Source organism: Bacillus sp. JJ1122 (genome assembly GCF_036964885.1).
GTDB lineage: Bacteria > Bacillota > Bacilli > Bacillales > Cytobacillaceae > Mesobacillus.
Window position 1 is genome coordinate 129,932 of sequence record NZ_JBALQL010000003.1, and the last position, 22,140, is coordinate 152,071.

Genomic DNA, 22,140 nt, shown 5'->3' on the forward strand with positions numbered 1-22,140 from the left:
TTTCTATCTATACAATGTATATGCAGCAGTCCAAGAACTGATTTTTTATATTTCAGCTTCCATCAGGAAAAACTACTTGTGACAAGAAAGGAGGTTTCAAGATGGGCAGAGGTAAAGAATTCAACCATAAGAATAAAAGCCATCCAGGCAATTTCCCTGCAGGTGCAGAAAAAGCAAAGCGCGCTGCGACAGAAGCACAGGAAGATGAAGAATTCCTGGTCGTGCAGGAAGCTTTTAAAAATCGCGTAGAGGAAGACGAAGTTTAAGAAGAACCGAACCTGGCGCATATCGCCGGGTTCTTTTTTTGCTGGAGATTAAATTTGAAACTTTTTTAAAAGGGTATCGTATATGTAAGTACTAAAGGTTATTTTCGAAAGGGTACTTATAAACGAAAAGAGCCTACTTAAGAAGGAGGAGTTAAAGATGATTGTAACTACAACACCGACTTTGCAGGGAAAAGAGATTGAACGGTATTTAGGAATTGTGTCCGGTGAAGCGATTATGGGAGCGAACGTGGTCCGCGACTTTTTAGCAAGTGTCACAGATGTAATTGGCGGCAGGAGCTCCGCTTATGAAAATAAGCTAGCCGAGGGACGCGAAATCGCCATCCGTGAAATGGAGGACAAAGCGCGCAGAATGGGGGCTAATGCTGTCGTTGCTGTCGACCTTGATTTTGAAACGCTTCGAGAAGGCATGATGATGTGCATCGCTACTGGTACCGCTGTTTATGTTAAAGAATAATCAGGTTGGACCAGGCTATTCGCCTGGTCTTTTTTAATCACATTTTCATGACAGAGAATACATCATTTCGTTCGAAATCTGTTAGGATCTCTTGTGGCAGCCTGGCTTTCAATTGATCTTCCGATGCCCATAAATAATCCATATGCTCCGTTGATAAGCTGATTTCGGTTCCATCAGTTGTGCATAGGTATGTAAGTAAGACAATCTGTCTTGTTGGGCTTGTTTTAAACGTAGTGGCATATAAAATTCTCTCTATATTGACATCCAGGCCGGTTTCTTCCTTTACCTCCCGTTTCAATGCTGCTTCCAGTTCCTCGCCAAACTCGATCTTGCCTCCACCATTCTCCCAGGTACCGCCACCTACTGCTTCATCCTCAGACCTTTTTAGAATCAATGCCTTCCCCGCATTTATAATTACACCTTTTACTACAAAGATCATTTGATTTTCATTTTTCACTATGGCACCTTCTATCTAATTCAATCACACTTTATCCGCTGGGTATTTGCTAAATTCCATTGCAGATTCATTTGACGAATAGATTTCTAACCAATGTCATTACGTTTTATAAAATTGGCAATCACAATTTCGTTGCCGACAATGGCATCCTCTTGCCGAAGGAAACCAAGTTTTTCATAAAGCCTGACAGCCGGCAAATTTGCAGCTCCAGTTGAAACGATGGTTTTAGAAGTGTTTTTTTCATGCGCCTCAATATGTTTAATGAGTTTGGCAGCAATTCCCCTTCGAAAAAAATCAGGATGGACCATAACGCGGTGGATATCAAGTGTCCCAGCTTCCCTTTTATACGAAACGGCACCTGCAAGCTTGTTATCTATGTAATAGCCAATGAAGGTTTCCCCGCAATTCTGCAGCTGTTCAAACGTTTCTTTTAATGGCGGAATCTCAGTGGTGCCGATTAATTCGGCCTCGACTATGTATGATTTTCTTTGCAGGTCAAGCACTTCGGCTGCGTCGATGATTTGTGCCAAGCTGATTTCTTTGATTTCTGGGAGAATGCCGTAGTCACGAATTTTGTTCAGAATCAGCTCAGGTCTCCCCTGAAGCGGCGGAAGTTTGTCCAACGGGAAAAAACAGAGGTCTTTGCTCTCCCCATCAAGCATCTGCAGGGTCCCTTCCCAATCATCAGAAGCATAGAGTGCAATCGCGTTGTATATTTCATCTCCATTCGGATATTGGAAATAATATTCCTCTCCCGCCAGTACATCCAGGAACTTCAGGTTCTTTAAACGAAGGCCTGTCTCCTCATACAGTTCACGGCTGGCCGTCTCCTGAAAGCTCTCTCCAGGCTCCATCGCTCCGCCAGGAATCCCCCACCTGCCAGTATCAGCACGGAGCTGCAGCAAAACCTCATACCGCTGATTGAAAACCAGCACAGCAGAACCCGCCAATATAAACGGCCTCGTCCCAATCAGCCTGCGAATCTCCTTAATATAATCAGCCAAACAACAACCCTCCCCAAACACTTTAACACACCACCGCGCCGGGGGTCAGACCCCCAATACTTTAACGCGGTATTGCACTGGGGGTCTGACCCCCAGTGCGTTAATGCATTGGTGCGTTTTTTCTATTATACTAAGTTAAGCATAAGGAATTTTGTTTTGTTTTGAAAGGAGCATTTTATGAAATCATTAGTTCTTGCGGAGAAGCCGAGTGTGGCGCGTGAGCTGGCTCGTGTTCTTGGCTGCAATAAAACGCATAAAAGTTATTTTGAAGGTAATCAATATATCGTGACGTGGGCTCTGGGGCACTTGATTGAATTGAAGATGCCTGAGAATTATGACCCTAAGTATAAGGTTTGGAAGCTTGAGGAGCTGCCGATTATCCCGGATAAAATGGGACTCAAGGTCATCAAACAGACAAGCCACCAATTCAAAGCGATTGAAATGCTTGCTGAACGCAAGGATGTGGGCGAGTTCATCATCGCCACGGATGCAGGGCGTGAAGGAGAGCTTGTGGCCAGGTGGATTCTTCAGCGCATCAATTGGCGCAAGCCGATCAAGCGTCTGTGGATTTCTTCCCAGACCGACCGTGCCATAAAGGATGGATTTAAAAACCTGAAGCCTGGCAAGCAATTTGAGGACCTGTACGAATCGGCTGTGTGCCGTGCGGAAGCGGATTGGCTCATCGGCTTGAACGTTTCCCGCGCACTGACAACGAAATACAAGGATCCACTATCAGCAGGACGTGTTCAAACCCCTACTCTGGCTATGGTCCTTGAACGTGAGGACGAAATCAATAAGTTCGTGCCAAAGGATTACTGGACAATCCAGGCGAAGGTCGGCTCCCTCAATGCGGAATGGGAGCATAATGGTGAAAAGAGGATTTTTTCCCAGGAGAAGGCTGAGCAAATCTACAACAAGCTTATGAATAAAAAAGCTGTCTTGAAGTCCATCGACCGCAAGCAAAAAACAGAACCGCAGCCATTGCCATATGACTTGACTGAATTGCAGCGTGACGCCAATAAACGCTTTGGGTTCTCAGCGAAAAAAACTTCCAATGTCCTGCAGGGATTATATGAACAGCACAAGCTCGTCACCTACCCAAGGACAGATTCACGCTATTTAACGACTGACATGGAAGCAACGATGGCTGACCGCCTACAGGGAATCATGTCAGGTTATAAAGATGAGGCGAAACCTGCACTTGCACAAAAAGGAAAAGTACTGGCAAGGCGTGTGTTCAACAATGAAAAAGTAACCGACCACCACGCGATCATTCCGACCGAGGAGCGGCTTCACCTTGCTGATTTGTCGCCTGATGAAAGAAAGCTGTACGATTTAATCGTCCGCCGCTTCCTGGCTTTATTTTACCCGGCATATCAATATGAGACGATCCATGCCAGTTTCGATGTCGAGGGTGAATCATTATCCGCTCGCGAAACGAATATCCTTGACCTTGGCTATAAAAAGGTTCTTGGCAAAGACGAGGATGACAATGCAGCTAAACAAAGCCTTGGCCATCTCGAAAAGGGAAAAAGTTACTCAGTTGGCAAGGTTAGCATCAATAAAAAGATGACAGAGCCGCCGCTTCGCCTTTCTGAATCAGATATTCTTGCAAAAATGGAGAAGTTCGGACTTGGTACTCCTGCTACACGGGCGGAAATTATCGAGAGGATCATCTCATCTGAAGTCGTTGAACGTCAAAACGGCCGATTGTATCCTACAAAAAAAGGCAAGCAGCTGATCGACCTTGTTAACGATGAGCTGACTTCACCTGAGCTCACGGCAAAATGGGAAAAAGAGCTCGAGGAAATTGCCCGCGGCAAAGGGGATCCGAAGGCATTCAAGCAGCGGATCCGTGAACAGACAGCCCGTCTTGTAACAGAAATCAAAACGAGCGACAAGTCTTATCGAGCCCATAACCTTACTGGCTCGAAGTGTCCTGAATGCGGCGAGTTCATGAAGGAACGAAAGACAAAAGAAGGTAGAATTCTCGTATGTTCAAGTCCTGAGTGCAGCTTCCGCAAACACAAGGATCCAAAGCTGTCACAGCGCCGCTGCCCGGGGTGCCACAAACGGATGGAAATCCATAATGGAAAGGCAGGCGCCTACTTCCAATGCCGCCGCTGCAATGTCGTTGAAAAGGCGGAGGATAAGAAAAAAGGCGTCTCCAAGCGCGAGGAGCGCAAGCTGAAGGAAAAATACAGCCCGTCTGAATCCAATTTCGGAACGAGCCTCGGCGACTTGCTCAAGGCAGCGCTGGAGGATAAAGAATAATCTTGCAGCAAAATGAAAAAAGCGGCCCCGTGCCGCTTTTTTTAAATAAGGTTGTTGCTTGAAAATCCTTCCTCTTAAATAGTATGATTATCGATGGACTTATTTAGATGGGTAAAAGGAGAAACATCATGAGATTGAGAGATTGGGATCAAAATTTAAAGGTCCGCCTGTTTGGCGAAGCTTTGATGAATATAACTTTTTGGATGTTTTTCCCGTTTTTGACGATTTATTTTGCCGAAAGCTTTGGAAAAGGTAAGGCTGGCTTCCTGCTGATTTTTTCACAGGTTTTCTCGGTTTTCGCGAATTTGCTTGGAGGTTACACGGCTGACAGGTTTGGACGCAAACGGATGATGGTCATTTCCGCATTCGGCCAGGGCATCGCCTTCCTGGTTTTTGCCTATGCCGTTTCCCCCTGGTACACCTCGCCGATGCTTGGCTTCATCTGTTTTGCGCTTGTCGGGGTATTCGGATCCATTTACTGGCCGGCAAGCCAGGCGATGGTCGCAGATGTGGTGCCAGAGAAAGACCGGAGCAACGTTTTCGCTATTTTTTACACATCCATTAATGTCGCCGTGGTCGTCGGCCCGATTCTTGGGGCTATTTTTTATGTAAAATACCGATTTGAATTAATGGTGGCAGTCGGTATCATTTCGATCCTGCTCGCTCTTGTTCTCGCCAAGTGGACGAGAGAAACAGTGCCGGCATCCGCTCAAAAAGAAAAGGCCGCTGATGGAAAATGGTACGACTTCCTGAAAAACCAGCTTGCCGATTACAAGGTCATTGTCCAGGATAGAATTTTCCTGATGTTTATCGTAGCGGGGATTTTGGCCGCACAAACCTTTATGCAGCTTGACTTGTTGTTCCCAGTTTATACAAAGGATACTGTCAATAATCAGACGGTGTTCGAGCTCGGAAGCAAGGTCTTCACTGTGAATGGAGAGCAGGCTTTCGGGCTGATCCTTTCTGAAAATGGTCTTTTTGTTGCCCTCTTCACGGTTTTCGTAACAAAATGGATGATAAGCTTTCGCGAACGCAATGTATTTGTACTGTCTTCGATTGTTTACGCCGTGGCGATTCTTATGTTTGGGGCTACTAACTGGATTTGGGGGTTGATAGCGGCGATGGCCGTTTTCACATTAGCTGAATTGATGACTGCAGGCCTGCAGCAGACCTTCATTTCGAATCTCGCACCCGAGCATATGCGGGGACAATACTTTGCAGCCGCCTCATTACGGTACACGATTGGCAGAACGATCGCGCCAATCAGCATACCGCTGACAGTCTGGATTGGCTACGGCTGGACTTTTTTCATCCTGAGTATTTTGGCACTCTTTAGTGCAGGCTTATATTGGGTGATGTTTAGGATGTATGAAAATAAAAGAGCGTCTGAAAAAGTGGTTTAGTGAGAGCGCAGGATTTTGGTCCTGTGCTTTTTTTGGGAGCTTGAGCCTTATAATGTCTTGCGAAAAAACAAAAAAAACCATGCGGATTTCAACATCTGCATGGTTTTACTTTTATTATTTTGTTTTAGCATCACTATACTTGAATGTCATGAAGACAAACAATAAAAAGCTCAGCAAGAGTGTGGATCCTCCGACAATGTAAAACACCATCGTGAATGTTTCCGGCAGCGGGAATGGTTTTACATTATAGAGCCACATGCCGACAGTCAATCCGATACTGCCAATGATGGCTGTCCAGACATGAAAGATTGCAAGCTTTGAAGTCTTTGGCACCTCGTAAGCTCGGTAATAGCTTGAAAAGGCGAACAGGCTTAACCAGCCGACTACCAATATATGTGCGTGGACTGGACGGATGGCATAGTCCCCTGCCCCCGCCATATGGGATCCCAAAAATGCCCCAATCAATGCGTAAATGGCTGATAACCTCAATAAGACAACATCGTATTTCATGTAAAAAAGTCCTCCTGAATCCCTTTTATATACCGTATCATTTTAACTCAACAGTCCGCTAGATTCCAGTTTGACAGACCATGTAGCTCTATAAAGAGTCCAAGTCTCTATGATCCATGAAAATGTCTGTTCTAGTCGAATGTCTTAAGTTTCTTTTTTCCTATAAAATCGTTACAATATAAAAGAAGATTCTGAAAAGGGGCGAAAAAAATGAGTGATTTTCATACTAATTTAGAAAAATATGCGGACCTTGCTGTCAAGGTTGGCGTGAACATCCAGAAAGACCAGACGCTTGTGATCAATACTACACTTGATTCTGCTGAGTTTGTGCGCGTTGTTGTTAAAAAGGCGTATGATGCGGGCGCTAAAAATGTAGTCGTCAATTGGAATGATGATGTCGTTTCCAGAACAAAATATGAGCTTGCACCCGATGAGGCTTTCAACGAGTATCCGGAATGGCGGGCGCGCGAAATGGAAGAGCTTGCTGAAAATGGCGCAGCCTTCATGTCAATCGTTTCTTCAAGTCCAGACCTTCTAAAAGGTGTGAAGTCTGAGAGAATTGGAAACTTCCAGAAAGCTGCCGGTACAGCACTTTCCAAGTACCGCAAATACATACAATCCGATAAAGTAAGCTGGACTGTCATTGCTGCTCCTTCAGAAGGCTGGGCAAAGATGGTCTTTCCTGAGGAACCGGCTGAAACACGCGTTCAAAAGCTTTGGGATGCGATCTTTAAAGCTGTCCGTGTGAATACGGAAGATCCTGTTGCTGCATGGAAAGATCACGATTCATCCTTGCATGAAAAAGTCGATTACCTGAACAGCAAGCGCTATAAAAAGCTGCATTATAAAGCTCCAGGCACAGACCTGACTGTTGAGCTGCCTGAGAAGCATATCTGGGTCGGTGCTGGCAGCGTGAACGAGCATGGCAATGAGTTCATGGCAAACATGCCAACTGAAGAGGTTTTCTCTGTTCCGTTAAAAACTGGCGTGAACGGCTATGTATCAAGCACGAAGCCGCTTAGCTACGGCGGCAACATCATCGACCGCTTCAAGCTGACGTTTGAAAACGGTAAAATCGTTGGTGTTGAAGCTGAGGAAGGCGAAGAAATCCTTAAGCAGCTAGTGGCGACAGATGAAGGTTCACATTACCTTGGTGAAGTGGCACTAGTGCCTTTCAACTCACCTATCTCTCAATCAAACGTGCTGTTCTTCAATACTCTTTTTGACGAAAATGCATCCAACCACTTTGCGATTGGCAGCGCCTATGCTTTCTGCATCGAAGGCGGCAAGAAGATGTCATCTGAAGAGTTGGCGGAGAATGGCTTAAACGAAAGTATTACTCACGTTGACTTCATGATCGGTTCCGACAAAATGGATATCGACGGCATCTCTGCCGATGGAAATGCTGAAGCAGTGTTCCGCAACGGAGATTGGGCATTCTAAAATTAATCCATAACAGCTGTACCTATTTAAGCGGGTACAGCTGTTTTTTTTCTATACGGTACCACCCATTGTGATATAATGAACTTATCTAAGAGTAAAAAAAATATTAGATATATTGTTTACCTAATCGTTTATCTGGGGGCGGCGTCTTGATTCAATTACAAATCATTGTGTCAGGAGATGTTCAGGGTGTGGGGTACCGGTATTATACACAAATGAAAGCTATTCAATTTGGCATTACAGGCTGGGTTAAAAATCTGCAGGAGGGCGGCGTGGAAATCCTCGCTTCCGGTGAAAATGATAATCTTGAACGTTTCATCGATGAAGTACGAAGAGGAAATCCGTTCTCTACCGTAGACCATATTGAAGTAAACGAAACCGAAAAAACCGAAACCTATCGATCTTTCGCAATTAAATACTAAGGCTGCTTATTGCCACTATACCAAAATAGAAGGCAGAGGAACTCGATCCTCTGCCTTCTATTTTTTTGCTTGGCACTATTAACCAAGGCTGTTGATGTTCATTTCAGGCGATTCGCCGTCTACTACTATCAACATGGTTCAAAAATCAACATTCATAATTAATAGCGCCTTTTGCATGCTTTTCTCACTGTAATTCTCTTAGACTTTTGTTAGCTGATACAGTTTATTATGATTTAGCTTTGCTTCAAGTTTCCAGAATTCCGCGAAAAGAGGGGATCATTCCGCGAAAAACCACCTTGATTCCGCAAAAAAACCACTTCATTCCGCGAGTATTTGTCGAAATCCCGCCAACTGGAAATTATCAATTATTTTTTCCAGTTGGACACAAAGCGCTTCACCTTATTTGCACGAGATTGCCTTGTTTTATCGCAAACATTGTTTAGATATATTTTTGTTATTTGCATTCACTACAATTGTTGGACCTACTCAAATGAAATAACAGTCCCATCAGGCTCTTTTAAGATGGCCTCTTTCATCTTATTCAACTGGTCTTCTTCGCTTGGCTTTACCCCTAAGAGCGATAGCAGTCCGAGTGATTCAATCATGCCTTCGGTCCAGTTTTCCAGCTGCTTAGTCAACGCTGCGTCTTCTGGGCACAGTTCGTTAAGTGCTTTGTTTTCTTTTAAAGCCTGGTCGATCAATTCAAGGCCTAGCTCCTTCGTCATTTGGCCATTAGCTTCTGCTAACTTTTCACAGGCCGTTTTAGCGGTTTGATCCACCGTTTTCTTTACTGGTTCTACGGCAGGCTGGGTAACTGCTTGTGCCGTTCTAGTAGTTGTTTTGACCGTTTCTTTTACAGGTGCGGTCACCTTATCTGCTTCCCCTATTACTGGGCTGACTACTCCATCTGCTACCTTTCCGACTGTGTCCTTGACCGGAGTGGTCACTATGCCCACTGTATCCTTTAGTGGATCGGTCACTTTACCAACAGTATCCTTTAAAGGGTCGGTTATTTTATCGACGGCATCTTTCAACGGATTGGTTATTTCCCCAACGGTATCTTTCAACGGGTCCGTTATTTTCCCCACCGTGTCCTCCAATGGATCGGCCACTTCACTTATAGGGTCGGTCACACCGTCAAATATTGGATCCGTAATATCACCAATTCCGTCCGCAACTTTTCCGTCTTTTAATAGATCTCCATCACAGGTCAACGGCCATTGGCCAGATGTAATCTTCCCAATTTCTTTCTTCATCTGCTCAAAAGGCATGGAACTCAAATCTTGTAATATTTTCAAATTACTAGGCTTCTGGACTCCGCCATCCCCGTTAATCGTTTGCAGCTGAAGCTGGTCAAGGCTGCTGCTATCGGCATTCATGGAATGAGCTACCATCGTCACATCTTCAAGCGCCGCGCTTGGCATCAATTTTGCTGCATGCACACAAGCACCCTTGAATGAAATCGCACTTGTATCTACCTGCATCCCTTTAATGTGGACAGGTCCGCTCGCTTTCATCGTGATACTGACAGTGCCGCCAGCTGTTTGGAGCTGTTTCGTCAGTTTCATTCCATAAATCTGTACAGAATCATAGGTGATTCGCAGCATCGGTTCGGCTTCCGATCCTGCTTTCTCCCCCATTATAATCAAGGCTTTCATATTTTCTCCGACCACTCTGTCAGCCTGAATGATGAATCCTCCAGCATCATAGGTGGAGGCACCGGCTTTATGGATAAAAGAAAAACATGACAGGGCGGCAAGTTGAATGCTTAATGTAAATAAAATCAGTTTATTTTTTACCAGCCAGGAAAACTTCATTTTGTCTCTCCTTTACCCTGTTTTGACTGCCTGATCAGCTATGTCTGTTTCTGGTGCTTTGACCTGAGCTGCTGGCACAACCCGCCAGGCTGTTAACAGCGAACCGCCAATGATTCCGAAAATCGTTCCGAACAGGAAGCCGCCAAGTGCTCCGATTACGGATAAAATCGACAGGAATATGACAATGATGCCCAAAGCTTTAGATGCGCTGGGCAAAAAGAAAGACATCAGCCCCATCAGCGTAATTAATCCTCCGAACAGGAGCCCGATGACTGCAACGGATCCTGGCAGGAATGTACTCAAATATAGATTCAGCGGCACCCATAAGATCATCAGTCCGCTTAGAACGGTCAAGATTGCTCCCATAAAAGGCCTTGTATGCCTCCACTTTTTAAAAACCATCGTTCGTCACCCCGATTATTTTTTATCGATTTTCTCGACGGTTAATTTCATCCCAGCCATATTGATCGTTTCCTGAAATAAGTAGTGTGTTTTTAGCTTCGCATTTTCCAGAATGATGGTACTTGATGTCTGTTCGAATTGTTTTGTCCAGTCGTCGCTGTGATTTTCCTTCAGGGCAAGGTTCTGGAATTTCGCGTTCGCCTCAATCAATCCTGCGTCATGCTGCAGACCTGAAATCTGCACAGGTTTGGAGGCCTGGATTTTCACGCGAATCCAATCACTGCCTACTTTAAAATCCTTGTATAATTTCAGGTTATCAATCGTAAGGGTTTCAATTAAATTGGTTCCCTGAGGTGCCGAATCAGAGCTGCTCGTCTCCCCCATCTTCGGGTAAAACTTGTAGCCTTCCCCCTGCAGCTTATCGAATTCAACATAAAAATCGCCAACACCGGCAATCGGCACGGCATACGCTACTCCTGACAGCCCAAAAGAAACAAGCAGCAGCCCAAGGAGCAGGACTCCAGATGCAAGTGAAGTCCAAAAAACTTTCTTATTAATCTTGCTTTCCATTACGACAGCTTCATTCAAGGAAGCCACCTCCGTTTAAATATTTTTAAAATTCAAAATTAATTCAATTTCCTATACCTTATCCCCTAAAAATAAAAACGATAACCGCGGAAAATATCGTAACTAATTTGTTAACCCCGTCATTTGTCGGGTATATAAACATCAACGTACAAAAATCTGAATTTTGAAACGAATATTCTTTTACCTGGATTAAGAGAGTGAGGACCGCCCCATGGAACATAAAATAGAAGATTTGGCTATGAAAGGTTTATTACTTTTAAAAGAAAACGAGAAACCTTTTCTTAAAGAGTGGGCTAACTTTAAAAAGGATTTAAAGGCATGGCAAAATGATCTCCTCCTGGAATTTGAAGGAATGATTACTTTTGGCTTTAAAAATTTATCCAGTACTTCTTTTCAAACCTCAAATGAATTCATCCTGGCACTTGTCCATAAATGGCAAAAAAAATATCCCGAATTTGTCGATGATTTCGATGCGATCTTTTTAATTAGCGCTGTTGAAAATCTTTTTCATAAGGTCCTGAAACAAAAAGAAGATACTAGTTTCCTAGACCACCAGGCGATCCAGATCTTTTTTACGAGAATAATCGATAAGGTATTGAGGACTCAGCAGCTAGAATACCAGGATGATAAATGGCTTCATACGATCCTCCATTTGCGGACGTTTCCTAGCAATTGGCTGGCAATCATCAGCACTGAAAAATCTCAATATAAGGTAAGCAAGGTTATTTGTTCAGATGAGCTTGCGGTCAACGAACAGTTGATTGGGATGTGCGAGGGTTTGCAGTCTGACGGGCCAGGCGATCTTTCCTTGGCATTGTCGCGTCTGCTGACACCAGGAATGGGAGATTGCCAGATTCTTACGATTCCTGTTTTAACGGAGACACTGATCATCAGTGTGAAGGAGCAGGCCGAAACGATTACAACGGAGCAGATCGAAACGCTGCGGAAGATGTACCTAAAGCAGATGAAACTTAATCACCTCGAAAATGAGCTAGAATGGAAGGATTCAACCTTGCTGTTCCAGCAGAGGCTGCTTCAGTCTCAGAGCGCCACAGACGCAGTAAAGATGATAACCCAGGGACTGGTTGATTACCTCCCTTTTTCGCGCTGTGCTTTATTCATTTATTCGCCAGGTGAACATAGCGGCGTAGGTGTCCATGGCCATAATATCTTTACCGGGTCCGTCCAGCAGATCAAGGAAAGCATAGCCGAGTTTCCGCTTCTTACAAAATACTTGAAGCATTTCAGCCATTCTAAACCTATTTTTATAGAAGAAGCGGCCGAAATATTGCCGGATAAATATGTGCGTGAATATAGTTTGAAGTCACTGGTCGTCCTGCCAATCTATGTACCTGCCGAAAATAAGCTGATTGGCCTGGCACTGCTCGACCGCGGCGAAAACACAGCGTTTACCGTCAATAATCAGACGTTGACGGCTTTAATCAAGTTCGGCCAATATGGCGGCGAATTGCTGAACAAATACTATGAAGACGCGGTCCAGTTATTTGGCGTGCAGCGTGCCGTCCTGACATTGCGTGAGCGTGAAGTACTGAAGCTGATCGCCGAAGGAGCATCCATCAACGAAGCAGCCGACACCCTCCACCTCAGCAGCTACACCGTCCGAGATTACATCTCAGCCATTATCCAAAAACTAGACGCCAAAAACCGAACCGAAGCAGCCGTCAAAGCCCTAAAAATGCGCCTCATACAGTAACACTTTAAAGCACTGGGGGTCTGACCCCCAGTACTTTAAAGCATCACCGCGCCGGGGGTCTGACCCCCGGCGCGGTGATGCGTTGAAGAACTTTTCTTCTTTCTTCTCTCTCCTTTCCCGCCACCAGCGTGACGGTATTGATTTTTGATGATGTTTCTCGCAAAATATAAGGTGGTGACATATTTTTTATTTAGGGGGGTCCGCTTTTTTATGTGGCAAGAGTTTAAGAAGTTTGCTTTGAAGGGCAATGTCCTGGATCTGGCTGTCGGGGTCATTATCGGGGCTGCTTTCGGAAAAATCGTTACATCGCTGGTGAATGACATCATCATGCCGATTGTCGGATTGGTAACATTCGGCGAGGATTTTTCGAAGCTATCATATAAAGTAATTAAATACGGCGCATTTTTACAATCTGTCGTAAACTTTTTCATTACTGCCTTTGCTATTTTTCTATTTATCAAGCTGATTACACGTTTTAAAAAGAAGAAAGAGGAACAGAAGGTTGAGCCAAAACCTGACTTAAAGGAAGAGCTTCTGATCGAGATTCGCGATTTATTAAAAGAAAATAAACGAATAAATGAAACTTCCTGAGCCTGTCACCGTATATATTATCAAACAAACTTTATGAGGTGACATTGAATGTACGCTTATTCAGAAAAAAAATTAATGCCATCGGTGATGCGCACGTTTGCGATTTCACTGGCAATTGCTTTTATTGGTACAATGGCCGGAGTTTTTGTCCCGCCTGCGCTGTTCCTTCCCCTTGTGATTATCGAGGTTGTGATGCTGATCAGCATATTCTTCTTACGTAGAAAGAAAGCCGTATCGTATACGTTCTTATACGCGTTCACCTTTATTTCCGGGATGACGATGTATCCAGTCATCGCCCATTATGTGGCTACCTCTGGCGCAAATGTAGTCATCAACGCGCTAGGAACAACGACAGTGGTATTTGGCGGACTTGCTTTGTACGCTTCAAAAACAAAGCGCGACCTAAGCTTCCTTGGCGGAATGCTGATGGCAGCGTTACTAGCTTTAATCGCGATCAGCATCTTCAATATATTCTGGCCGCTTAGCTCGACAGGAATGCTGGCCTATTCTTTCATTGGAATTCTTGTATTCAGCGGTTATATATTATTTGATATCAACAGGATGAAGCATTACGGTGTAAGCCCAGAAGAGGTGCCTTTGATGGCTCTAAACCTGTACCTGGACTTCATCAATCTCTTCCTATACATCCTTCGCTTCTTTGGTGTATTATCAAGCAGGGATTAGTAAATAGGCATGACTCAGGCAGCTCGTTTCCGGGCTGCTTTTTACTTTTTACCATAAATAGGTATAAAAACCATTTTTTTATTGAGTTTATTAAGTTTTCAGTCATTTCACCCGGGTATATAAATAGTGCAAGGCCAATACAAAACAAAGAAGGGACTGGTTAAGGTGGAGAACTTTACGGCGACTTCGGAATATGTCATTGGCTATGCAAATGGAGGAAGATTCGCGCTGCTGTCTCAAGGCACGCTGGTCTTTAATCGATGGACGTAACATCGATTCATTCCAGTTGAGTTTTTGAGTACGCAATAACCGAATACGACTTCATCTTCGGTCCATTTGAACCGAGCATAGGCCAATTACTATAACGGAAGGGACTGGTTAAAGTGGAGAACTTTACGGCGACTTCGGAATACGTCATTGGCTTAGCAAACGGAGGAAGATTCGCGCTGCTGACTCAAGGTACGCTGGTCTTTAATCGATATACGTAAAATCGATTGGCCCCAGTGATTTACTTGGTTAAACAGTAAGTGAATAAGTACTCCATAATTGTCCGCACGACCTGAGCAACGCCAAGAACAACATAGAAGGGACTGGTTAAAGTGGAGAACTTTACGGCGACTTCGGAATACGTCATTGGCTTAGCAAGTGGAGGAAGATTTGCGTTGCTGTCTCAAGGCACGCTGGTCTTAAATCGATACATTTAAGTTCGATTTACCCCAGTGAGCAAATTGAATAACAAAAACTGAATACTCCTCCCATCGTCCGTTTGTCGGACTTAAAAAAGGTGCTGGCCTGATGGCTCGCACCTTTTTTAATGAAGTCCTCCTTGCAAAAAAAATGAACATTAAGCTGGTAAGCAAAAAAATATTATCAGCTATCCTTATTTTCAATGTGCTCCCCTAGGTTTATTCAATTCCAGCAAAGGATATTTAATAACTATCAATTACGAGGAGGTTTTTTACATGGAAAAAGATCATATGATTCATAAAGATGGCGAAGTGGATACTAGCAAGGTGGACGAGACTCTTAATCGAATGGACAGCGATCGTGCTGATGAAATTCTTGGTGACTTCAATGAATTCAGATCCTATTTAAGCAAACGAATCCAGCTTGGTAAAACGGCAGGATTAAATGAAGAACAACTCGCAAACACCGCGCAGAAAATCGCAGACTATCTTGCTGATAAAGTAGAACCGCGCAACCGTGAGGAACAGCTATTAAAAGAGCTTTGGAAGGTCGGTACGGAAGAAGAGCAGCACAAGCTTGCACATATGCTTGTAAAGCTGGCTGAATAGTTTTCAATAAAAAATCGCCCCGCATAAAGGGGCGATTTTTTGTTATTTGAAAAACGAATTCTTCTTCCTCCCTTTTAAGATATCTCCCATCCAGCCCTTCATTCTTAAATAAATGTAAAGGCCAACAGTAGATACAAGAATCAAAGCAGCAGCCATCGCGTATCCCAGCTTCCATTCCAGCTCCGGCATGACCTTAAAGTTCATCCCCCAAAGTGCTCCCCAGGCCATGACCGGTGTAAATAAAACCGTCATGACAGTGAGCGTCTTCATAATTTCATTCCCGCGGTGTGTCGATACGACTTCCTCAAGGTTGATCATTGTATCAATTTCTTGCTGGTATGCATTTAAAAGCATTTGAATTCTTTCAATCCGGGTTGCGACTCGGCTGAATTCGGACATCTTATTTATATCACTGCCATAAGCTTCTTCTGCAATATACTTCAGCTCTGTGATCGGGATTAACAAATTCCTCCAAATTAAGAGTTCATGACGGTTTTCATATACTTTCTCCAATATCTCGAGATTGTTCTGTTCTTTCATTTTCCAGAGCAAATCATGCAGCTGCTCCTCGTATTCATCAATTTTTCTTAAGTAATTCAAGAGGATTTCTCCCAGCAAAATAAAAAAACCTTCCACACCATTTTCGGCTTGCTCCATTTGCTTTTGAACACTTTCAGGATTGCAATTCAGTACCGTAAAGTCAAAATCGATTGTGATAAAAAATTCTTTAGAGATATAAAAGTGGAAGATATTTTTTTCATGTTTCTCTTCGATATCTTGTCGATAAATTAAGGAACCCCAAATATATTCTTCTCCCTTTGTTTGTGTATTCAACTGAAGAAAGTTAGCTTGATTACCTTTTATGTTGTTGTACCAGTTATTGCAGGTAGGATATTTAGCAGTGATTTCGTTAAGCTCGGAAGCTTGTCCCTCTTGGAAATCGTGCCACTTCCATTTTCCATCGTTTAAAGTATGCTGCATGGGTTTCAGACCTTTCATTATCTAGTAATAATTAAATAATACTCTTCCCTTAAAAGAACATGTTGAAACGAAAAAGCGGTTTCAACTTGGAAATACTACCAATTGAAATATGTTTTTTATCTCGATAAAGCGGGTAAACAATACCATACGAGGCAGACAAAATCGCTTTAGGCCTCTATGCACTTTCAAAAAAGTGTAATTAATAGGAGGGACTATACTATGCAAACTGGCTCAATGAAATCTGCAGTCATGTTAGGTGTTGGAGCAGCGGCATTGTGGATGGCGATGAAACCTGAAAATAAAACGAAACTTACAAATATGGCAACTCAGATGAAGGATAAAATCATGCCATCAGGAAAAACGGATCTCACACCTGTGGAAAAAGCAGGAAATCCAGACCCGCTTGACGTTGAAGACAACAAGATGGTCAGCGAAGGATCCATGTATGGAGTCAATTATTACAACGAAAATTTACAGCATCAATAAGCTAGCCGGGGACTAACTCCCCGGTCTATTTTTGTTTAATTTCACCCTCAACTACTAATACTATTGGTGGATTGAGGAGGCAGGAGGAATGGGTATTTTATTTATCTTTATTTACCTTTTCATTGTTTTTACCGTAATCGAAATCAATTCTTCGATTTTTGTCGCCACAGGACTTGAGCGGAAAGTTGCCAGATTCCAGGTGATTTCCATGCTGACGGGCACCGGGTTTACTACAGGCGAATCGGAGCTCATCATCGATCACCCAGTCAGAAGAAGGCTGGGGGCTTTTCTGATCCTTTTCGGAGCATTCTCACTTGCGGTTATCATTTCCGCTATCACGCAATTGTTATCAGATACTTTTTATACCATGGAAATAGCCTATATAGCAGGATCACTTCTCGTTATTTTATTCATCCTCCGCGTACCAGGCGTGAAAAACAGGCTGTCTGAAAAGTTGAAGAGTGAAATGGAGGAAACTTATGAGCTGGCCGATTTGCCAATCCGAGATGTTCTGCTGATGGAGGAAGATGATGAGGTAAGGGAAATTTCCATTAGTGAGGAATCTCGCTTTGCCGGAAAGAAGTTTGATGAAATCGTAGGTATTGAGGATGACCTCATTCTTCTCTTCATTAAAAGAGGTGACATTAATATTCGCAATAAAGCGTATCAAACCGAGATCGATCCAGGTGACCGCCTCGTTTTATATGGCAGCAATCCTTTAATTGATGATAAATTTAAAGATGCCTGACCGGCAGAAATAGATTAACTCCCCTTGGTCAGGCATTTGTTATTTTTACGCAGATCGGCGATCCCTTCCTTGCACACCCCATATGGCAGCCATGAGCAATTTTTGCAAAGGTAATCAAGATCCTCTGGTTCAACCTTTTCAGCAGTTAACTGTACTAGGCAGGATTTTAAATAGCTGCTTCCAGGTTCCAGACCTAAATGACGGATGATTTTACCGTCCATTGATAATACATGCTCATTCGACCCCTCACCAGCTTCACAAATTTCAAGCCCCCGGTGCGGGCACGACATACAGGCATCATCGAATGCTGCCACAACCTTTATGTAAAAATCCTGCTCCGGATCGCGTATATCATTTACGATGCTTTCCATCTTTTTCACAAACTCAGGACTATATCCCATCCCCCTGAATCCATGGACACAAAGGAGATGATGTCCCCGCATTACTTTTTCCACTTCATCCCTCCTGACAGTTTTTCATATTCATACATTCTCCATGATTGATGAAAATCCTTTTTTAAATATATCAAAATCCCATCCAGAAAAAGCAGCCTCTAATACCGAGGATACCGTATTGTACTCTTAGCCCTCCACGTAATCCCGATTTTTTTGCAAATCGTTAAATAATGCAAGAACAGGATGACCAGGCTTCCTGTATTCATCCCTAAGATGACTCCCTCCATGTGCCATTCTGGCCTGGAACCTAAAAGGTATATGAGCGAAAACGTGACTGCCGTTGCATAAACAGAATGAATGAAGGCGTCTTTTATCAACCCAAGTCCTATTAAATAGGCCTGCATTGGAATCGTAAAGTAGTGAAACAGGAAATAAGGGGCAAGCAGCTGGACATACACCGCAGCCTCATGTGAGTGAAAGAACTTACTTGTTAAAGGTTCAGCCAAAAAGTAGAAGGCTGTTACGGAAGGCAATCCATATAATACAGTCAGCAGCATCACCTGCTGGAGCAGTTTTTGCAGCTTATGGAACTCTTTTTCCGCGTAGGCCTTGGACACGGTAGGAATCAGGACAATCAAAAATGAGTGGGCGATGAACGCTGGAAAGAATCCAATCGTCATGGCTACTCCGGCAAGCATTCCAAACTGCTCTGTCGCCATCTCCGGGGAAAGTCCCGCACTGACAACCGCAGCCTTGATTAAAAATGGCTGGACCGCATGTGTCAGCGAGTGAAAGATCCGCAGCCCTGTTGTCGGAACCGAAACAGCAACAAGATTTTTCCTGACCTCCCTGCCGCTTAAGTGCTTTCCTGGAACTTTTTTAATCCTTTGATAAGAAAGAATAAACAAGTGCAGCAAATAAAGAAAGACGACGAGCTCACTGCCAGCTAATGTACAAAAAGCAACCAGCAAGGCTGTTTCACTCCCAAACTCAAAGAATTGGAATAAAAAGGTTAACAAACCGAGCTGGACGATTCTTCTCAGAAAATGGGACACCGCAATCTTGCCCATTTGCTGTTTCCCCATAAAAAATCCTCTGGCAATCGCCGAGATTGTCATCACTGGTATGAGCGCGAGCACAACCCATTTCAGCAACGGATGATAGTCCTTGAAAACAGGAATCACTGGCAGTGCCACAGCAGCTGCAATAAAAAGAATGGCAGTGAATACAATTGCAAGCCGGATCGCGTGTCTAATCATGCTTCGGTGATAGGAGTCATCCTTTTCTGCCACCATTTTGGAAATAGATACTGGCAATTCAAAGCTCGCAAGCATCATAATCAGGAAAATCGTCGGCAAAATGGTCATATAGTGCCCCATCCCGCTTCCCCCCAGCTCCCTGGCAAGAATCATATTAACAAGAAACTCCACCACTTCACCAAGAAAGTTAGCAACTACAAGGATTGCCATCCCCTTTAAAAAAGTATTCATAGCTTCTCTCCCACTTCTTTCTCATTTACTTTTATAAACATATGAGACAAGTCCGGACAATATTAAGGAAAGTCTGTTTTCATGTGGGAAGCTTCCTGAAAATAAGTTTATTATAAAAAAAGAACCACTCTATTGAGCAGTTCTTCATCAGATCTAAGATATGTCTTCAAGCTTTAAATACAGAGACTCGCGTCCACGATCTAATTCTTCTTTTTGAGCGTAAAGCTCCTGCAATATTTCTAAATCTGCAACTGTTGCCATCTTGTTTTCGAGCAGAGCAATCTCTTTTTCAAGTGCCTCGATTTGATTCAGGAGCAGGTCCTCATCTACTAAAGAAGCATCTTTTTTCACGGTTTTAACATCGTGTTTCTTTGCTGGCGCAACTGGAACAGGGGCTGACTCCTGGATTTTCCGTTTCTCAGCCTTCTTCACTCTCGCTCTGTCATAATTCCCTTCAATTTCCGTCACCTCACCGCTTTCCAGCCAATAAATTTTATCGAAAAGCTTATTGAGGAAAAATCGGTCGTGCGATACAGCGAGCAGCGTGCCCTCAAAGTCGTCCAGCGCTTCCTCGAGCACTTCTCGTGAATCAATATCAAGGTGGTTCGTCGGTTCATCGAGAACAAGGAAGTTTAGGTCCTGATGCATCAGCTGGGCAAGGCGCAGCCTCATCCGCTCGCCACCACTTAACTGTGATACCTTTTTGAAAACAGCCGGACCGTAAAAGAGAAAGCCTGCTAGAACATTCCTGGCCTCGCCCTCATTCATGACCACTTCGCTTCTGAATGCGTCCAGCACACTGCCATCCTTACTGGAAAGCTCCATGTGCTGTGAAAGGTAACCGATTTTCACATTGCTGCCCAGCCTTGCTTCCCCGCTGTCAGGATTCAGCTCCCCCTGGATCAATTTCAGCAGCGTTGTTTTTCCTGAGCCATTTTCACCAACAATCGCAGCTCGGTCTTGATACTGCAGCTTGAGATTCACACCGCTGAATAGTTCCCGTGTACCGAATGTTTTCCTGGCATCTTTGATGACAAGAACATCCTTTCCGCTTCGGGCACCAGTCTCGAGCTCGAAGTTCATTTTCTTTCTGTTTAAAATTGGACGGTCCAGCTTTTCCATCCTTGCCAGTGCCCTTTCCATGTTGGTTGCTCGCTTATGCAATGCTGAACTTGGAGGATTTGACCGGTTTGCCCAATCTCTCAGACGTTTGATCGCTTCCTTCATCTTCTTGATTTTCTTCTGCTGTTCTTCATACGCCTGGAATTCACGCAGTAATTTTTCTTCTTTTTCCTTAAGGAAGCCTGAATAATTAGCGTGATACAGCTCAATCTCCCCATCTTCCATATCGAGGATTTTCGTCGCCGTTTCATCAAGGAAGTAACGGTCATGCGAGATGATGACTACAGTCCCTTCATAAGATGAAAGGAATTCAGCCAGCCACTCAGCTGCGGTGATATCTAAATGGTTTGTCGGCTCATCGAGTAAAAGCAAATCAGGATTACGCAGCAAGCTTAATGCTAACCCAGCCTTTGTTTTCTCGCCGCCGCTCAGGCTGTTAAAATTTGAATTCAGCAGCCCGGCAATATTTAATCCATTGGCAATCCGATCAATATTGGCATCCATTTCATAGCCGCCGCCAAGAGAAAATTTCTCCTGGAGTACACCGTATTTTGCCAGCAGCCTTTCAAGCATGAACGAATCTTCCGCTGAAGCTGCCATTTCTTCCTCAAGCTTTTGCATATGCTGTTGAACGATTATTAGCTCATCAAAAGCTGTTTTTAAAACATCCCTGACAGTCATCTTGGAATCATATACGGGAATCTGTGCGAGATAGCCAATCCTTAGACCCTTCTTCCAGTGAATCTTGCCTCCGTCTGGCTCTTCCATGGCAGCGATCAGCCGCAAAAGCGTGGTCTTCCCGCTGCCATTCCTGCCGACAAGGCCAACTCTGTCTTTTTCATTTATTTCAAAGCTCAAATCCTGAAATATTGTATTTCCGCCGTACATTTTGCTTATATCGTTAACACTTACTGTTATCATTATATTTTCCTCCTAACGGACCTCTCCTTTCGCCTTAGCACCTGGTCTGCCCTGCGCTTTCGTGCATCAGTTAAGACGCAAAAAAGCCAGGGGCAGACTGCTCTGCTCCTGGCTCCAAATATCACTGAATACAAAAGGAGGGCATAGTGCCCTCCCCATTCACCGATGCTTGTTTTTAAGCGGGAAAAGAGATGATCCTACCGTTTTGTTTTGATATTGAACTGCTAAAAAAGGGCATACGTATCCCGTTGGCAGCTGCAACAGCAAATTTTGCACGGCAAAAATAAAGGAATTCATTCCAAAATCCGCGTACAAAAACAGTCTTGATCATCTCTCTTCACCTCCGTTCATTAAATATTCATTTTTATCTTACTATTCATTCAATAGTATAGCAAGTTTTTTCAAAAGTGTTCTTATGGAAAATCACGTTGATTATTTTTTCTAGATGTTACAGAAAAATTCAGGGTGATTTTTCAGGGGATCGTTTTTTTTATGGCTTTTAATGACCATTCATCTTGTGGAATCTTCAGCGAGTGCTCATTATAGGACTTCTTATGACCACTTATCTGTTGAAATCTCCTGCGAGTGGTCATTACACGGCTTATTATGACCACTCATCAGTTGAAATCCCCAGCGAGTGGTCATTACACGG

Annotated in this window: 23 protein-coding genes and 1 pseudogene; 12 read left to right on the top strand and 12 right to left on the bottom strand. The window is 43.8% G+C overall.

Translation table 11 applies throughout. The annotated features are described in order from the left end of the window. The first annotated feature begins 101 nt into the window (after positions 1-101). Both V7201_RS02925 and V7201_RS02930 read left to right on the top strand, forming a co-directional pair. On the top strand, positions 102-266 hold the full coding sequence (locus V7201_RS02925) for a hypothetical protein (RefSeq protein ID WP_335375282.1): 165 nt from the start codon (positions 102-104) through the stop codon (positions 264-266). A 157-nt stretch (positions 267-423) separates the two neighbouring features. Next, the gene (locus tag V7201_RS02930; protein ID WP_335375283.1) at positions 424-741 is read left to right on the top strand and encodes a YbjQ family protein; all 318 of its coding nucleotides are present in this window, start codon (positions 424-426) and stop codon (positions 739-741) included. 37 nt (positions 742-778) lie between these two features. On the opposite strand, the gene V7201_RS02935 is transcribed toward V7201_RS02930, so the two are convergent. From V7201_RS02935 to V7201_RS02945, 3 genes and pseudogenes are all read right to left on the bottom strand, one after another. Next, positions 779-1,198, bottom strand: coding sequence for an NUDIX hydrolase (locus V7201_RS02935; protein ID WP_335375284.1), 420 nt, complete (start codon positions 1,196-1,198; stop codon positions 779-781). Between the two features lie 86 nt (positions 1,199-1,284). Next, positions 1,285-1,701 (bottom strand): GNAT family N-acetyltransferase, encoded by a 417-nt coding sequence (locus V7201_RS02940; RefSeq protein ID WP_335375344.1) that lies wholly within the window; start codon positions 1,699-1,701, stop codon positions 1,285-1,287. Between the two features lie 69 nt (positions 1,702-1,770). Beyond that, a pseudogene (locus V7201_RS02945) lies at positions 1,771-2,202 on the bottom strand (NUDIX hydrolase); the annotation flags it as partial. 177 nt (positions 2,203-2,379) lie between these two features. On the opposite strand from V7201_RS02945, the gene V7201_RS02950 reads away from it, so the two are divergent. Both V7201_RS02950 and V7201_RS02955 read left to right on the top strand, forming a co-directional pair. Further along, the gene (locus V7201_RS02950) at positions 2,380-4,476 is read left to right on the top strand and encodes a DNA topoisomerase III (RefSeq protein ID WP_335375285.1); all 2,097 of its coding nucleotides are present in this window, start codon (positions 2,380-2,382) and stop codon (positions 4,474-4,476) included. Positions 4,477-4,604: 128 nt separating this feature from the next. Then, entirely contained in the window at positions 4,605-5,879 is a 1,275-nt protein-coding gene (locus V7201_RS02955) for an MDR family MFS transporter (protein WP_335375286.1), read from the top strand. A gap of 114 nt (positions 5,880-5,993) precedes the next feature. Here V7201_RS02955 and V7201_RS02960 read toward each other — a convergent pair whose 3' ends face one another. After that, on the bottom strand, positions 5,994-6,389 hold the full coding sequence (locus V7201_RS02960; RefSeq protein ID WP_335375287.1) for a hypothetical protein: 396 nt from the start codon (positions 6,387-6,389) through the stop codon (positions 5,994-5,996). 210 nt (positions 6,390-6,599) lie between these two features. Between V7201_RS02960 and V7201_RS02965 the strand changes: the two genes are divergently transcribed. Together V7201_RS02965 and V7201_RS02970 are read left to right on the top strand one after the other, a co-directional pair. Continuing rightward, positions 6,600-7,832, top strand: a complete 1,233-nt coding sequence (locus V7201_RS02965; protein ID WP_335375288.1) for an aminopeptidase — start codon at positions 6,600-6,602, stop codon at positions 7,830-7,832. Between the two features lie 149 nt (positions 7,833-7,981). Then, a complete protein-coding gene (locus V7201_RS02970; RefSeq protein WP_335375289.1) occupies positions 7,982-8,254 on the top strand; it encodes an acylphosphatase in 273 nt (90 codons plus the stop codon). A gap of 482 nt (positions 8,255-8,736) precedes the next feature. Here V7201_RS02970 and V7201_RS02975 read toward each other — a convergent pair whose 3' ends face one another. From V7201_RS02975 to V7201_RS02985, 3 genes are read right to left on the bottom strand one after another with little or no spacing between them, the layout of a single operon-like run. After that, positions 8,737-10,071 (bottom strand): hypothetical protein, encoded by a 1,335-nt coding sequence (locus V7201_RS02975; RefSeq protein WP_335375290.1) that lies wholly within the window; start codon positions 10,069-10,071, stop codon positions 8,737-8,739. Positions 10,072-10,083: 12 nt separating this feature from the next. Continuing rightward, positions 10,084-10,473 carry a DUF6114 domain-containing protein gene (locus tag V7201_RS02980; protein WP_335375291.1) on the bottom strand — a complete coding sequence of 130 codons (390 nt, stop codon included), beginning with the start codon at positions 10,471-10,473 and terminating at the stop codon, positions 10,084-10,086. A 15-nt stretch (positions 10,474-10,488) separates the two neighbouring features. Continuing rightward, positions 10,489-11,061 (bottom strand): DUF6230 family protein, encoded by a 573-nt coding sequence (locus V7201_RS02985; protein WP_335375292.1) that lies wholly within the window; start codon positions 11,059-11,061, stop codon positions 10,489-10,491. Positions 11,062-11,272: 211 nt separating this feature from the next. On the opposite strand from V7201_RS02985, the gene V7201_RS02990 reads away from it, so the two are divergent. The 4 genes from V7201_RS02990 (at position 11,273) to V7201_RS03005 (ending at position 15,345) form a co-directional block, all read left to right on the top strand. Continuing rightward, complete coding sequence (locus V7201_RS02990; RefSeq protein WP_335375293.1) at positions 11,273-12,775, top strand: LuxR C-terminal-related transcriptional regulator; 1,503 nt, start codon at positions 11,273-11,275, stop codon at positions 12,773-12,775. Between the two features lie 210 nt (positions 12,776-12,985). Beyond that, a complete protein-coding gene (gene mscL / locus V7201_RS02995; RefSeq protein ID WP_335375294.1) occupies positions 12,986-13,366 on the top strand; it encodes a large conductance mechanosensitive channel protein MscL in 381 nt (126 codons plus the stop codon). Between the two features lie 48 nt (positions 13,367-13,414). Beyond that, complete coding sequence (locus tag V7201_RS03000; protein ID WP_335375295.1) at positions 13,415-14,050, top strand: Bax inhibitor-1/YccA family protein; 636 nt, start codon at positions 13,415-13,417, stop codon at positions 14,048-14,050. A gap of 962 nt (positions 14,051-15,012) precedes the next feature. Beyond that, positions 15,013-15,345 (top strand): DUF3243 domain-containing protein, encoded by a 333-nt coding sequence (locus tag V7201_RS03005; RefSeq protein WP_335375296.1) that lies wholly within the window; start codon positions 15,013-15,015, stop codon positions 15,343-15,345. Between the two features lie 42 nt (positions 15,346-15,387). On the opposite strand, the gene V7201_RS03010 is transcribed toward V7201_RS03005, so the two are convergent. Next, positions 15,388-16,326, bottom strand: coding sequence for a magnesium transporter CorA family protein (locus V7201_RS03010; RefSeq protein WP_335375297.1), 939 nt, complete (start codon positions 16,324-16,326; stop codon positions 15,388-15,390). 219 nt (positions 16,327-16,545) lie between these two features. Here V7201_RS03010 and V7201_RS03015 point away from each other — a divergent pair, with 219 nt between their 5' ends. Both V7201_RS03015 and V7201_RS03020 read left to right on the top strand, forming a co-directional pair. Continuing rightward, on the top strand, positions 16,546-16,812 hold the full coding sequence (locus V7201_RS03015; RefSeq protein ID WP_335375298.1) for a hypothetical protein: 267 nt from the start codon (positions 16,546-16,548) through the stop codon (positions 16,810-16,812). Between the two features lie 88 nt (positions 16,813-16,900). Continuing rightward, complete coding sequence (locus tag V7201_RS03020; RefSeq protein ID WP_335375299.1) at positions 16,901-17,560, top strand: TrkA C-terminal domain-containing protein; 660 nt, start codon at positions 16,901-16,903, stop codon at positions 17,558-17,560. A gap of 14 nt (positions 17,561-17,574) precedes the next feature. Here the strand turns inward: V7201_RS03020 and V7201_RS03025 are convergent, their stop codons facing one another. From V7201_RS03025 to V7201_RS03040, 4 genes are all read right to left on the bottom strand, one after another. Beyond that, positions 17,575-18,003, bottom strand: a complete 429-nt coding sequence (locus V7201_RS03025) for a DUF1284 domain-containing protein (protein ID WP_438825011.1) — start codon at positions 18,001-18,003, stop codon at positions 17,575-17,577. 110 nt (positions 18,004-18,113) lie between these two features. Further along, on the bottom strand, positions 18,114-19,445 hold the full coding sequence (locus V7201_RS03030) for a polysaccharide biosynthesis protein (protein ID WP_335375301.1): 1,332 nt from the start codon (positions 19,443-19,445) through the stop codon (positions 18,114-18,116). Between the two features lie 153 nt (positions 19,446-19,598). After that, positions 19,599-21,488 carry a ribosomal protection-like ABC-F family protein gene (gene abc-f, locus V7201_RS03035; RefSeq protein WP_335375302.1) on the bottom strand — a complete coding sequence of 630 codons (1,890 nt, stop codon included), beginning with the start codon at positions 21,486-21,488 and terminating at the stop codon, positions 19,599-19,601. Positions 21,489-21,663: 175 nt separating this feature from the next. Beyond that, entirely contained in the window at positions 21,664-21,819 is a 156-nt protein-coding gene (locus V7201_RS03040) for an RAxF-45 family protein (protein WP_335375303.1), read from the bottom strand. Positions 21,820-22,140 lie beyond the last annotated feature (321 nt).